Genomic DNA, 12,215 nt, shown 5'->3' on the forward strand with positions numbered 1-12,215 from the left:
GGCACCACCGTGAAATTAATGACCACTACCCGCACCCGCCGCCTCGCACCGGCCTATATAGCCGTCGCCACGGGACTCGCACTGGCGCTGAGCGCCTGCGGCGGGACCACCAACAACTCAAGCACCGGCGGTGGCGGCGGCGCCTCTTCCAGCGCCACGGCGGATCCGAATGCCCCGATTAAGGAAGGGCTGAAGGTGGCGTTCCTGCCCAAACAGCTCAACAACTCCTACTTCACCGTCACTGATCGCGGCGGCAAGAATGCCGTGGCGGAATACAAGGGCGTCTTCTCCGAGGTCGGGCCGTCCGAAGCCAGCGCCTCCAGCCAGGTGAGCTACATCAACACCCTCACTCAGCAGGGCGCAAACGTCATTGCAACCTCGGCCAACGATCCCAAAGCCATCTGTTCGGCCCTGGACGAGGCTCGCAGCGCCGGAGCGAAGGTGGTCACCTTTGACTCCGACACCGACCCCTCATGCCGCGACCTCTACATCAACCAGGCCACCGCTGAAGGTATCGCGTCAACCCAGATCAAGCTCATCTCCGACGCCATCGGTGCCGCCGGCGGGGACATCGCCATCCTGTCCGCCACCGCGAACGCCACGAACCAAAACGCGTGGATCGAGCTGATGAAAAAGGAACTGCAGAAGCCCGAGTACGCCAAGCTCAAGCTCGTCGCGACCGCCTACGGCGATGACAACGCCCAGAAGTCCCAGCAGGAAGTCCAGGCGCTCCTCCAGGCCCACCCCACACTCAAGGGCATCATTTCGCCCACGACCGTCGGCGTTGCCGCTGCCGCCCAGTACTTGGCCGGTTCCGAATACAAGGGCAAGGTGCAGCTGACCGGACTCGGCTTCCCGAGCCAGCTCAAGGAATTCCTGAAAAACGGGACCATGAAGTCCTTCGCCCTCTGGGACGTTGAAAAGCTCGGCTACCTCGCCGCCTACGCCGGCGCGGCCCTGGCATCCGGACAGATCAGCGGCACCGAAGGCCAGACCTTCAAGGCCGGCACCCTGGGCGAATTCAAAGTCGGCCCGAACGCCACGGTTCTGCTCGGTGAGCCCACCGTCTTCACGGCCGAGAACGTGGACAAGTACAACTTCTAGATGCTCTGCTCCGGCGCTGGTCAAATGACCAGCGCCGGAGCCAGGCGAACGAATTAGCAGAACACTATTGCACGAATGAATCGATTCAATTACAGTTGCGGTGAGGGGAATTCTTCATGAGGGTGTGTTTCCGCTCCTCGGTCAAACCCAGCCAGATTCCGGAGTACCGGCGCCGGCACGCCGCTGTCTGGCCGGAGATGCTCCGGGAGCTCAAGGCGGCTGGCTGGAACAACTACTCGCTGTTCCTCGCCGACGACGGGCTGCTCGTGGGCTACGTGGAGTGCGATGACTTCGACGCAGTACGCGCCCGAATGGCGCTCACTGAGGTGAACGCCCGCTGGCAGGCCGAGATGGCAACCCTGTTCGAAGACGACGCGCAGTCACCGGACCAGGGCTTCCTCCAGCTCACAGAAATTTTCAATCTCGAGGACCAGTTGTCCGCGGCCAACGTCGCCGGGGACAGCCACCAACCGCAGAAGGAACAACCATGAACAGCACAGAAAAGGCCCTGGGCCGCCTCGGGGAACTCGCCATCGAGGTGCCGTCCTGGGCCTACGGCAACTCCGGCACACGATTCAAGGTGTTCGGCACCCCCGGCACCCCGCGCACCATCCAGGAGAAGCTGGCCGACGCCGCGAAGGTCCACGAGTTGACCGGCTTGGCGCCCACCGTGGCTCTGCACATCCCCTGGGACAAGGTGGATGACTATGCGGCCCTGAAGGAGTACGCCGCGGACCTGGGCGTGGGGCTGGGCACGGTGAACTCCAATACCTTCCAGGATGACGAGTACAAGTTCGGTTCCCTGACCTCAGCCAACGAGTCAGTCCGCCGCCGCGCCATCGCTCACCACCTCGAGTGCCTGGAGATCATGCACGCCACAGGCTCGCGTGATTTGAAGATCTGGCTCGCGGACGGCACCAACTACCCGGGCCAGGACGACATGCGCGGCCGGCAGGACCGCCTGGCTGAATCCCTGCAGGAGATCTACGCGGCCCTGAGCGAAAACCAGCGGCTCGTCCTCGAGTACAAGTTCTTCGAGCCGGCTTTCTACCACACCGACGTTCCGGACTGGGGCACCTCCTATGCGCAGACCCTGGCGCTGGGCGAGAAGGCCTTCGTCTGCCTCGACACCGGCCACCATGCTCCGGGCACCAACATCGAGTTCATCGTGATGCAGCTGCTGCGCCTGGGCAAGCTGGGCTCCTTCGACTTCAACTCACGCTTTTACGCCGACGACGACCTCATCGTGGGTGCCGCGGATCCGTTCCAGCTCTTCCGCATCATGCACGAGGTCATCCGCGGCGGCGGATTCGGGAAAGATTCGGGCGTGGCGCTCATGCTGGACCAGTGCCACAACCTGGAAGAGAAGATCCCCGGTCAGATCCGCTCCGTGCTCAACGTCCAGGAAATGACGGCCCGCGCCCTGCTGATCGACACGGATGCGCTCGCCGAGGCCCAGCGCAGCGGCGACGTCCTGGCCGCCAACGGCATCTTCAATGATGCCTTCTACACCGACGTCCGGCCCATCCTGGCCGAATGGCGTGAATCCCGCGGCCTGCCCGCGGACCCGCTGGCAGCCTTCAAGGCCAGCGGCTACCAGAAGAAGATCAACGAGGACCGCGTCGGCGGCCAGCAAGCCGGATGGGGCGCCTGAAAAGTCATGACGAACAAGACTGTTGAAGAACTGATTGCCCGTTCCAACCGCCTCGGCGCGGACAAGCGGAACACCAACTTCGCCGGCGGCAACACCTCGGCCAAGGGCGCTGAGAAGGACCCCGTGACCGGCGAGGACGTCCAGCTGCTCTGGGTCAAAGGCTCCGGCGGAGACCTCGGCACGCTCACGGCACAAGGCCTGGCCGTGCTGCGGCTGGACCGGCTGCAGGCACTGAAAAACGTGTACCCCGGCGTCGAGCGTGAAGACGAAATGGTGGCCGCGTTCGATTACTGCCTGCACGGAAAGGGCGGCGCCGCCCCCTCGATCGACACCGCAATGCACGGCCTGGTGGACGCCGCGCACGTGGACCACCTGCACCCGGACTCCGGGATCGCCATTGCCACGGCAGCCGACGGCGAGGCGCTCACCAAGGAGATCTTCGGCGAGAAGGTCGCGTGGGTGCCGTGGCGCCGCCCAGGCTTCCAGCTGGGCCTGGACATCGCCGCCATCAAGGATGCGAACCCGCACGCGGTCGGCACCATCCTCGGCGGCCACGGCATCACCGCCTGGGGCGCCACCAGCGAGGAAGCCGAGGCGAACTCCCTGTGGATCATCGAGCAGGCAGAGCAGTACATCAAGGACCACGGCAAGGCCGACCCGTTCGGGCCCAAGCTGCCCGGTTACGGCGCCCTCCCGGAGGCTGAGCGGCGTGTTAAGGCGGTCGCCCTGGCTCCGGTGATCCGCGGACTCGCCTCGACGGACAAGCCGCAGCTGGGGCACTTCAGCGACCACCCCGCCGTCCTGGAGTTCCTCGAAGCTGCAGAGCACCCGCGGCTCGGCGCCCTGGGCACGTCCTGCCCGGACCACTTCTTGCGCACCAAGGTCAAGCCGCTGGTCCTGGACCTGCCCGCCGATGCCCCGATCGAGGACTCGGTCGCCCGGCTGAAGGAACTCCACGCCGCCTACCGCGAGGACTACCAGGGCTATTACCGCCGGCACGCGACCCCGGACAGCCCTGCCCTGCGCGGCGCGGACCCGGCCATCGTCCTGGTTCCCGGGGTGGGCATGTTCTCCTTCGGGGCGAACAAGCAGACCGCCCGGGTGGCGGGAGAGTTCTACCTCAACGCCATTAACGTCATGCGCGGCGCCGAGGCCGTCTCAACGTACGCGCCGATCGAGGAATCCGAGAAGTTCCGGATCGAATACTGGGCACTGGAAGAGGCGAAGCTCGCCCGGATGCCCAAGCCCAAGTCGCACGTTGGCCGGATCGCGCTGGTCACCGGGGCGGCGTCGGGCATCGGCAAAGCCATCGCCACCCGGTTGGCGTCCGACGGCGCGTGCGTAGTGATTGCCGACCTGAACCTCGAAAACGCCCAGGCCGTCGCCGCGGAACTGGGCGGTGCGGATGTCGCCATCGGCGTCCAGGCCGACGTCACCGACGAAGCCCAGATCGCCGCTGCCATCCAGGACGCCGTCCTGGCCTTTGGCGGACTGGACCTGGTGGTCAACAACGCCGGGCTCTCAATCTCCAAACCGCTGCTGGAAACCACGGAGAAGGACTGGGACCTGCAGCACAACGTCATGGCCAAGGGCTCCTTCCTGGTCTCCAAGGCCGCCGCGCAGGTGATGATCGGCCAGGAAATGGGCGGCGACATCATTTACATCTCGTCCAAGAACTCCGTCTTCGCCGGTCCGAACAACATCGCCTACTCCGCCACCAAGGCAGACCAGGCCCACCAGGTGCGCCTGCTCGCGGCGGAGCTGGGCGTGTATGGGATCCGGGTCAACGGCATCAATCCCGACGGCGTGGTCCGCGGCTCCGGGATCTTCGCGGGCGGCTGGGGTGCCAAGCGCGCCGCCGTCTACGGGGTTAAGGAAGCGGAACTGGGCAAGTACTACGCCCAGCGCACGCTGCTCAAGCGCGAAGTGCTGCCGGAAAATGTCGCCAACGCCGCGGCCGTGCTAACCGGCAGCGAGCTCTCCCACACCACCGGGCTCCACATCCCCGTTGATGCCGGCGTGGCCGCCGCGTTCCTGCGATGAGCACAATGCCGGCGCTGGGTGACGCACGTGCCGCTGAAGCCAAGGCCGACGGCGGCCTGTTCGCCGCCGTCGACATCGGGGCCTCCTCCGGCCGCGTCATCCTCGGCCGGGTCGCTGGCAGTCCCGGTGGGACGAGGGCCGAGCTCGAGACTGTGCACCGTTTCCCCAACGGCGTCAAAGAGCTCGACGGCGGCCTCCGCTGGGACCTTGATGCTTTGTTCGCCGAGGTCCTGGCAGGGCTCGCTGCCGCGGCCCGCGTCGCCAGGGAACGCGGCGAGATAATCGCCAGCATCGGGATCGACACCTGGGCGGTGGACTACGGCCTCGTCAACAAGGCGGGCGAGCTCACCTCACAGCCGTACAGCTACCGCGATGACCGCAGCCGCGCCGCCGTGGCGCCCGTCCACCGGAAACTCGACCCCGCGCAGCTGTATGGGACCACGGGACTGCAGTTCCTGCAGTTCAACACGATTTACCAGCTCGCCACCGAGCCGGACCTGAAGGGCATGCAGGCTTTGCTCATTCCGGACCTGATCGCGTTCCTCCTGACGGGACAGCGCCGTACCGAAGCAACCAACGCCTCCACCACCGGGCTTTTCGACGCAGTGGCGGGGGAGTGGGCCACCGAGTTCCTCACTGCCCTCGGCCTGCCCAAGGACCTCTTCCCGCCGCTGATCCAGCCGGGCGAAACAACCGGCCCCCTCCTGCCGGCCATCGCGGCGAGGACGGGGTTGCCGGAGAGCACGAGGGTGGTGGCCGTGGGCTCGCACGACACCGCCTCGGCTGTCGCCGCCGTGCCCGCAGACCGGAAGGACTTCGCCTACATCTCCTCGGGCACCTGGTCCCTGGTTGGCGTCGAGCTCTCCCACCCGGTCCTGACCGAGGCCAGCAGGGCAGCGAACTTCACCAACGAACGGGGCGTGGATGGCACCATCCGCTACCTGCGCAACGTGGGCGGGCTTTGGCTGCTCAGCGAATGCCAGCGCACCTGGGCGGGGGAGGGCTACCGGCCCGGCCTCGCGGAACTCCTCGACGCCGCCGCAGCCCTGCCCTCCGGCGGTCCGCTCATCAACGCCGACGATTCCTACTTCATCGCCCCCGACAACATGCCCGAACGCATCCGCGCCGCAGTCCGCCACACCGGGAATATCCTGCCGAACAAGCCGGCAGCCATCACCCGCTGCATCCTGGACAGCCTCGCCGCCGGCTACGCCCGGACCATCGCCGACGCCGAACGGCTCGCGGACGCCCGGGCCGGCGTGGTTCACATCGTGGGCGGCGGGTCCCAGAACCGGTTGCTCTGCCAACTCACCGCCGAGGCCACCGGCAGGCCCGTCCTGGCAGGCCCGGTTGAAGCCACGGCGCTGGGCAACGTCCTGGTCCAGGCCCGCGCCGCCGGCGTGCTCGGCGACGGCCTCGGTGAGTTGCGTGCCGTGGTGCGCGCGTCGGGGCAGCCGGCCGAGTACCTGCCGTCCCGCAGGTCCGAACACCAGACAGCCGGCGGTGCCCTGTGAGGATCGGGCTGCGCTAATAAGACTTAGGTGTCCAGCAGGTTTTCGTAGCCATCAGCCACAGTTGTGGCAGTGAACTCGATGACCTCGAACTCGGCCACACCGTTGCTGTAGAACGGGTCCCGGGCCAAGGCGGCGTCGAGGGTGGCGCGGTCCGCCTTGGACAGCAGCACACCGCCCACCGCCGGAACCAGGCGTCCGGACGCAAGGAACACGCCGTCGTCGAACGCCTGCTTAACCCAGGCCATATGGGCGGGGCGGTGGTAGTCAACGATGTCTTCGGGCACTTTGTAGGTGAGCGACACAACAAACATAGGGCCAGCCTACCGGCGCGCGGACGGGGCACTTGAACCGTCAAGAGATTGTCCTCCTAGAATGGACTCATGACCGAACCGCGCTGGCTGAACGCCGACGAACGCCGTGCCTGGCTGGCGATCCTGAGTATCAACACCCTCCTTCCTGCGGCACTGGACAGCCAGCTGCACAGCGCCGGCAAGGTGTCCCTGTTCGACTACAACGTCATGGCCATGCTGTCGGAGGCCGAGGGGCATTTCCTTCCCATGAGTGAGCTGGCGGCCCGGACCAGTTCTTCGCTGTCCCGGCTCTCGCACGTGGTGTCCAAACTGGAAAAGCGCGGCTGGCTGGAGCGGCGCCCGCACCCACGCGATGCGCGTGTCACCACCGCGCACCTGTCCGACGACGGGATGGCCACTTTGGTGAACCTCGCGCCGGGGCACGTGGAGGCAGTCCGCGCAAAGTTCCTGGACGCGCTGACGGACCGCGATGTCAACGATTTGGCCCGCATCGGGGAAAAAATTGTGGCGCGGCTCGACGATGACCACTGGATCCTCCGCGAAAGCTGATTCTTGGTTGCTCGCGGCAACGGATGACAGACTGGCGGGATGGACTTTTCGACCCGCTATGTAGCCCTCGGTGACTCCTTCACTGAAGGAGTCGGCGATGATGATGCGACCCGTCCCAACGGTGTCCGTGGCTGGGCCGACCGCGTGGCCGAGCAGCTGGGCGCGGCCGATCCCGGCTTCGGCTACGCAAACCTCGCCATCCGCGGCAGGAAACTGCGCCAGATCATGGCGGAACAGGTGGACGCCGCCGTCGAACTTAACCCGACCTTGGTGACCATCTACGCAGGAGCCAACGACATCCTGCGGCCCAGGATCGACATCGACGATCTGCTGCAGGAGTACGACGCCGGCATCGGCAAGTTGGCTGCCACGGGAGCCACCGTGGTGATGTTCACCGGCTTTGATGCGCGCGGGTCCAAGGTGTTCAGCACCATGCGCGGGCGCACGGCGATCTATAACGAACTGGTCCGCGGCATCGCCGGCGACCACGGGGCGCTGCTGGTGGATTACTGGCGCTTCAACGAGTACTACGACTGGGGAATGTGGGCCCAGGACCGGATGCACATGTCCGCGGCGGGGCACGCCAACATGGCCAAGCGCGTCCTCACGGTCCTCGAACATGACCATTCGATCGACGTCCCGCCCATGACTCCCGTCCCCGAACTCAGCAGGGCCGAAGCGATGCGCGCCAACGCCCGCTGGGTCCGCGAGTTTGCGGGGCCGTGGGTGGTCCGGCGTGTGACGGGCAAGTCGTCCGGAGACGGTCTGGCGCCCAAGTACGGCCAGCTGACGCGGCTCTGAACCGGGCCGGGACAGGTTGAACCGGTCCCCACACAAGCCCTAGCGGCGGAAGTCCGGCGTCCCCAGCAGCGCTCCGTCGCTGCCGACCGCCAGCACCGCTACATTCCAGCCGTCCGTGGCCCGGTCCAGCATGGGTACGCCGCCGGCCACGATCGCGGTGGCCAGGACGTCGGCCGTGGTGATGTCCGCGGCGGCAACCGATACTTGGACAAACGTGGGGGCCTCCCCGGCCCGTCGCCAAATGTGGTCCCCCCGCTCAGCCGAACCTGACGTCGCCAGCGCCGAGTGCCGCCGTCGGGTGCCCAGCGGGTAGCCGGCCAGCAAGGCCCCGCGGTCGAACGGATCCACGATGCCGGCGTCCCAGGGTTCGGGGCTTCCGGGCACCGGCGAACCGTTGACCAGGACGTCGCCGCCGGGATTGAGGCACCAGTCCGTGCGCCCCAGGGCCAGGAGCGACGTCCCCGCCTCCTGGATTGCATAAGCCTTGATGAGGCCGGAAAGGTCCAGCACGCCGTCGGGCCTTTCCGGTGTGAAAGCCCCGTGCGTCCGCAGCCGCCATTCCAGCGCCTCCGCGTACCGCTCCCGCATGACCGGCGACGCGTCGCGAAGGGTCATCTCGCCACGCGCCAGGCTGCTCGCCTCGGAATCCTCCCGGTACAGGCTGAACGTCTGGTCCAGTTCAAGGAAAACGCGTTCGACGACGGCGGCCGCCGCTTCCAGCTCGTCCGTTGCTGAGTGCCCTCCCGGACCGGGCGCGCCGGGCATGGTCAGGCTGATGACAGTGCCCATGGAGTGGAAGGTGGAGGCTATTAGCGGCGCGACCGCCGTGGGCCGCGCGGGGTTCTCAGAGGTGCGCGGCATCGATGGCTGCCTGGAGGGATGAGAGGTACGCGCTGCTGGTGACTGTGGCTCCGCTGATGGTTTTGACCTTGGCTGACTGCGCGGCCAGGACTTCGCTGCGGAGGAGCGGCGCGGCCCGGCTGCTGATCTGGGCCGATTTGCGGTCGTCGTCGGTCAACTGGAGGGCGGTGACCTCGGAAATTTTCCCGGCGCTGACAGTAATCTGGACCTGCACGGCGCCGAACCTTGTCTGCACCACCGATCCCTTGTAGGTCCCTGCCGTTGCTGCGCTGCCGGACGAGCCCGAGGAACCGGAGGTACCCGAGGAACTGGAGGAACCGGAGGTGCCGCTTCCCGACGCCGCTCCCGCACCGCCGGAGGCTCCGGCACCGCTGGTACCGGCCGCCGTCGTACTGCTGTTGGTGGTGGTGCTGACCCCCGCGACCTGGGTTCCGGCCTGCCAGCCGGCCAGGAGGATACCTGCGGAGGCGATGGCTGCAGACACTGCTCCTCGTGTTTTCACCAGTCAAACCGTTCGTGATGGATCTGGTCGGGCCGGACGCCCGCGGCGCGGGCATCGGCGATGACGTTGCCCGCCCAACGCGCGGGCCCGCAAATGTAAACGTCGGCATCCGCGAGATCCGGGACGTAGGACGGGAGGCTGTAGCCGTTCTGGACGGCCTCATCGGGGAGCCAAGTGGTGGAATTCCGCCGCGCACGGGGTCCGGTGAGGTGGAATAGCCTCGCACCGCGCTGCCGGCAGAGCTCGAGGATTTCCGCTTTGAGGTAGAGCTCCTGTTCGGTGTGGCCGCGGAGCAGGACGGTGGCCTGGCCGGGTGCAAACGGCGTGGTTTCCAGGAGTGCCCGCAGCGGGGTGATGCCGATGCCGGCGCCGATCAGCACAACCTTGTCCCGGCTCCTGGCGGCGGTGCTGAACACGCCGTAGGGACCTTCCAGTGCCACCTTGGTTCCCGGCCGCAGCCGGGCCAGCTGCGCGGATCCGCGGCCCAGGTTCCGGACCGTGATCCGGAGAGTGCCCGTACCGTCCGGCCCGTAGACGGCAGGCTCAGCGGACAGGCTGAAAGGATGCGGATGCCACCACAGCCCTGGCGCCAGGAACCGCCAGACGAAGAACCGTCCGCCGGCCCCGGCCAGCCGTCCGAGCTCCCGTCCCGTCATTTCAATGTTCACGACGCCGTGAGCCACGCCGGTGACCCTGCTGACCGTCAGTTGGTGCCGTGAAGTGGCCACCAGGGGTTGGATCACGCGGTAGTAAAGAAGAGCTACGCCGGTCGCGGTGCAGATTGCCAGCCAGTACCACCGCTGCCACGTGCCTTCAGCAAAGAGGCCGCCCACGCTGAACTGGTGGGGGAGGGAGGTCCCGACGGCGGCGTACGTAAGCAGGTGCACCACGTACCAGAATTCGTAGGGGAAACGACGCCGGACGGCCACCAGTGACGTCGCCACCACCGCGATGAACAGGGCCATGGACACGAACGCGAGCCACATGTCCGGGACCAGCGTCCACAAGGCGATTGATTCGCTGATGGGGTCCAGCCCTTCAGCCATTCCATAGCCGACGGCGATAAACAGCCCATGTGCCAGGAGGAGGTACAGCGAGGGTTTGCCGAGTTTCCGGTGGAATTCCAAGGCTCTGTCGTGGCCTACGGTCCGGTCGATAAAGGGAATGCGGGCCACCAGCAGCAGCATCAGCAGGACAAGGTCCATGCCCGCCAGGCCCGCAACGATTCCCACCGCAGTGAACAATGCGGCCGGCGAACTGACTGCTGATGCGCCGCCGTCGGCCAACCAGAGGGCCACCGCAGCCGCCACCGACGCCCACGCGATCACGGTGAGGAGGTCGGCCTGCAGCATCCGTTGCCGGTGTTGCCTGGCGAAGCGGCCCCTGCCGGGGCCGCTGCCGTGGCTTCCGCTGCGGGGTGCGCGCGGGGTGGAAGGGAGCCCGTTTTGGCCGGAGCGGCTTGGCGCCGGAGTGGCCGGCAGGAGCTGTGTCTTCATGCTTCAACGGTGCGCCAGGAAGCTTTCATTTTGCTGTGAAAACTAGGTGCTGCAGGCTGTGACCTTATGGAAAGTGGCGGGAGTCCTTATACACCCTCCGTCCCCGGATTGGTCTTTAATTGCCTCAACTCGTAGACTTGGTGGGCGCTAAGTGCGCGGAGCGTGCGCAATTGCTCCGGTGGCCCGGTAAATTTCTCCAGGGTAGCCGGTAGTTAGGGGCTCAAGTTGCGTGACTAACCGTTCACCCTGATCACTTTGGGTCGCTCTTAGACGCATGATCCTGCAGCAGATATGCGGATCATTACTTTCAATTCTTGAGGAGAAGTCATGGCAGCACACTGCCAAGTGACCGGAGCCGAGCCGGGCTTTGGGCACAGCATTTCGCACTCGCACCGCCGCAACAAGCGTCGGTTCGATCCGAACATTCAGAAGAAGCGCTACTGGGTTCCGTCCCTGCGCCGTAACGTCACGCTGCAGGTTTCTGCACGTGGCATCAAGACCATCGACGTACGCGGCATCGACGCAGTCGTCGCCGCAATCCTGGCTCGTGGGGTGAAGCTCTAGTGGCTAAGGACAAGGACGTACGTCCGATCATCAAGCTCAAGTCGACCGCGGGCACGGGTTACACCTACGTAACCCGTAAGAACCGTCGTAACGATCCGGACCGCATGGTTCTGAAGAAGTACGACCCCAAGATCCGCCAGCACGTCGAATTCCGAGAGGAGCGCTAAACCATGGCTAAGAAGTCCAAGATTGCTCGCAACGAGCAGCGCAAGGTCATCGTTGAGCGTTACGCTGCAAAGCGCCTCGAACTGAAGAAGGCTCTGGTTGACCCCAACTCAACCGACGAAGCACGCGAAGCTGCACGCCTCGGCCTGCAGAAGCTGCCCCGCAACGCGTCCCCGATCCGTCTGCGTAACCGCGACATCATCGACGGCCGTCCCCGCGGTACCTTCCAGAAGTTCGGTATCTCCCGTGTTCGCTTCCGCGACATGGCTCACCGCGGTGAGCTCCCGGGCATCACCAAGTCTTCCTGGTAATTCAGCACCGCTGATTCCAGCTGCTTGAGAAGGGCCGGCAACCATTTTGGTTGCCGGCCCTTCTGCTGTCTGCAGGGAGGTATCGCAGGCTGTGCGGCAGCACACACAAAGGAATTACGACGGCGGGTGGCTCGGCGGGGGTGCGTAGGGCCGGGTTTTCCGCGGAACCGCGGGGTTCAGGACGCTTGGCAGGGGTGATTTGCGGTGGGGGCGGGTGGGGTGTATTGTTTTCTAAGTCGCCGCGAGGGGAACAGCGAAGAGCTGGTTACCGCGGGCGGCCAAAACCCCCAAATTTCAAGACCAGGATCTGGTTGTCCTTTTAGGGCGCCGGTAAGTGGTG

General features: G+C 65.9%; 14 protein-coding genes. 10 read left to right on the forward strand and 4 right to left on the reverse strand.

Features of this window, described 5'->3' with window-relative positions; translation table 11 throughout:
- The first annotated feature begins 18 nt into the window (after positions 1-18).
- The 5 genes from rhaS (at position 19) to AB4Y73_RS19475 (ending at position 6,315) form a co-directional block, all read left to right on the forward strand.
- Entirely contained in the window at positions 19-1,104 is a 1,086-nt protein-coding gene (gene rhaS, locus AB4Y73_RS19455) for a rhamnose ABC transporter substrate-binding protein (protein WP_441874158.1), read from the forward strand.
- 116 nt (positions 1,105-1,220) lie between these two features.
- A complete protein-coding gene (locus AB4Y73_RS19460; protein ID WP_441874160.1) occupies positions 1,221-1,595 on the forward strand; it encodes an L-rhamnose mutarotase in 375 nt (124 codons plus the stop codon).
- Positions 1,592-2,758: an L-rhamnose isomerase gene (gene rhaI, locus AB4Y73_RS19465; protein ID WP_441874162.1), complete on the forward strand. Its 1,167-nt coding sequence runs from the start codon at positions 1,592-1,594 to the stop codon at positions 2,756-2,758. The genes AB4Y73_RS19460 and rhaI overlap by 4 nt, the downstream gene beginning before the upstream one ends.
- 6 nt (positions 2,759-2,764) lie before the next feature.
- Positions 2,765-4,801, forward strand: coding sequence for a bifunctional aldolase/short-chain dehydrogenase (locus AB4Y73_RS19470; RefSeq protein ID WP_441874164.1), 2,037 nt, complete (start codon positions 2,765-2,767; stop codon positions 4,799-4,801).
- On the forward strand, positions 4,798-6,315 hold the full coding sequence (locus AB4Y73_RS19475; protein ID WP_441874166.1) for a rhamnulokinase: 1,518 nt from the start codon (positions 4,798-4,800) through the stop codon (positions 6,313-6,315). Before AB4Y73_RS19470 ends, AB4Y73_RS19475 begins: the two co-directional genes overlap by 4 nt.
- A gap of 23 nt (positions 6,316-6,338) precedes the next feature.
- Here AB4Y73_RS19475 and AB4Y73_RS19480 read toward each other — a convergent pair whose 3' ends face one another.
- Positions 6,339-6,626: a YciI family protein gene (locus AB4Y73_RS19480; RefSeq protein WP_441874168.1), complete on the reverse strand. Its 288-nt coding sequence runs from the start codon at positions 6,624-6,626 to the stop codon at positions 6,339-6,341.
- Between the two features lie 69 nt (positions 6,627-6,695).
- On the opposite strand from AB4Y73_RS19480, the gene AB4Y73_RS19485 reads away from it, so the two are divergent.
- Together AB4Y73_RS19485 and AB4Y73_RS19490 are read left to right on the forward strand one after the other, a co-directional pair.
- The gene (locus tag AB4Y73_RS19485) at positions 6,696-7,175 is read left to right on the forward strand and encodes a MarR family winged helix-turn-helix transcriptional regulator (RefSeq protein ID WP_441874170.1); all 480 of its coding nucleotides are present in this window, start codon (positions 6,696-6,698) and stop codon (positions 7,173-7,175) included.
- A 39-nt stretch (positions 7,176-7,214) separates the two neighbouring features.
- Positions 7,215-7,976: an SGNH/GDSL hydrolase family protein gene (locus tag AB4Y73_RS19490; protein WP_441874173.1), complete on the forward strand. Its 762-nt coding sequence runs from the start codon at positions 7,215-7,217 to the stop codon at positions 7,974-7,976.
- A gap of 39 nt (positions 7,977-8,015) precedes the next feature.
- Here AB4Y73_RS19490 and AB4Y73_RS19495 read toward each other — a convergent pair whose 3' ends face one another.
- Genes AB4Y73_RS19495 through AB4Y73_RS19505 form a run of 3 tightly spaced genes read right to left on the reverse strand, consistent with a single transcriptional unit; the run spans position 8,016 to position 10,835 of the window.
- Entirely contained in the window at positions 8,016-8,837 is an 822-nt protein-coding gene (locus AB4Y73_RS19495) for an FAD:protein FMN transferase (RefSeq protein WP_441874175.1), read from the reverse strand.
- Positions 8,821-9,339, reverse strand: a complete 519-nt coding sequence (locus tag AB4Y73_RS19500) for an FMN-binding protein (protein ID WP_441874177.1) — start codon at positions 9,337-9,339, stop codon at positions 8,821-8,823. Before AB4Y73_RS19500 ends, AB4Y73_RS19495 begins: the two co-directional genes overlap by 17 nt.
- Positions 9,336-10,835 (reverse strand): ferredoxin reductase family protein, encoded by a 1,500-nt coding sequence (locus AB4Y73_RS19505; protein ID WP_441874179.1) that lies wholly within the window; start codon positions 10,833-10,835, stop codon positions 9,336-9,338. The genes AB4Y73_RS19500 and AB4Y73_RS19505 overlap by 4 nt, the downstream gene beginning before the upstream one ends.
- Positions 10,836-11,162: 327 nt before the next feature.
- Between AB4Y73_RS19505 and rpmB the strand changes: the two genes are divergently transcribed.
- Genes rpmB through rpsN form a run of 3 tightly spaced genes read left to right on the forward strand, consistent with a single transcriptional unit; the run spans position 11,163 to position 11,875 of the window.
- On the forward strand, positions 11,163-11,399 hold the full coding sequence (gene rpmB / locus AB4Y73_RS19510) for a 50S ribosomal protein L28 (protein ID WP_026532175.1): 237 nt from the start codon (positions 11,163-11,165) through the stop codon (positions 11,397-11,399).
- Positions 11,399-11,566 (forward strand): 50S ribosomal protein L33, encoded by a 168-nt coding sequence (gene rpmG / locus AB4Y73_RS19515; protein WP_013602737.1) that lies wholly within the window; start codon positions 11,399-11,401, stop codon positions 11,564-11,566. Before rpmB ends, rpmG begins: the two co-directional genes overlap by 1 nt.
- 3 nt (positions 11,567-11,569) lie before the next feature.
- Positions 11,570-11,875 (forward strand): 30S ribosomal protein S14, encoded by a 306-nt coding sequence (rpsN, locus tag AB4Y73_RS19520; RefSeq protein ID WP_164204161.1) that lies wholly within the window; start codon positions 11,570-11,572, stop codon positions 11,873-11,875.
- Positions 11,876-12,215: the final 340 nt, after the last annotated feature.

The organism is Pseudarthrobacter sp. TAF60_1, assembly GCF_052113505.1.
GTDB lineage: Bacteria > Actinomycetota > Actinomycetes > Actinomycetales > Micrococcaceae > Arthrobacter.

What these genes read in the sequence shown, in the direction of transcription:
- AB4Y73_RS19505 (WP_441874179.1), bottom strand. Translation starts at nt 10,835, where the DNA reads ATGAAGACACAGCTCCTGCCGGCCACTCCGGCGCCAAGCCGCTCCGGC.
- AB4Y73_RS19480 (WP_441874168.1), bottom strand. Translation starts at nt 6,626, where the DNA reads ATGTTTGTTGTGTCGCTCACCTACAAAGTGCCCGAAGACATCGTTGAC.
- AB4Y73_RS19460 (WP_441874160.1), top strand. Translation starts at nt 1,221, where the DNA reads ATGAGGGTGTGTTTCCGCTCCTCGGTCAAACCCAGCCAGATTCCGGAG.
- AB4Y73_RS19475 (WP_441874166.1), top strand. Translation starts at nt 4,798, where the DNA reads ATGAGCACAATGCCGGCGCTGGGTGACGCACGTGCCGCTGAAGCCAAG.
- rpsN (WP_164204161.1), top strand. Translation starts at nt 11,570, where the DNA reads ATGGCTAAGAAGTCCAAGATTGCTCGCAACGAGCAGCGCAAGGTCATC.
- AB4Y73_RS19485 (WP_441874170.1), top strand. Translation starts at nt 6,696, where the DNA reads ATGACCGAACCGCGCTGGCTGAACGCCGACGAACGCCGTGCCTGGCTG.
- rhaS (WP_441874158.1), top strand. Translation starts at nt 19, where the DNA reads ATGACCACTACCCGCACCCGCCGCCTCGCACCGGCCTATATAGCCGTC.
- rpmB (WP_026532175.1), top strand. Translation starts at nt 11,163, where the DNA reads ATGGCAGCACACTGCCAAGTGACCGGAGCCGAGCCGGGCTTTGGGCAC.
- AB4Y73_RS19470 (WP_441874164.1), top strand. Translation starts at nt 2,765, where the DNA reads ATGACGAACAAGACTGTTGAAGAACTGATTGCCCGTTCCAACCGCCTC.
- rhaI (WP_441874162.1), top strand. Translation starts at nt 1,592, where the DNA reads ATGAACAGCACAGAAAAGGCCCTGGGCCGCCTCGGGGAACTCGCCATC.
- AB4Y73_RS19495 (WP_441874175.1), bottom strand. Translation starts at nt 8,837, where the DNA reads ATGCCGCGCACCTCTGAGAACCCCGCGCGGCCCACGGCGGTCGCGCCG.
- AB4Y73_RS19490 (WP_441874173.1), top strand. Translation starts at nt 7,215, where the DNA reads ATGGACTTTTCGACCCGCTATGTAGCCCTCGGTGACTCCTTCACTGAA.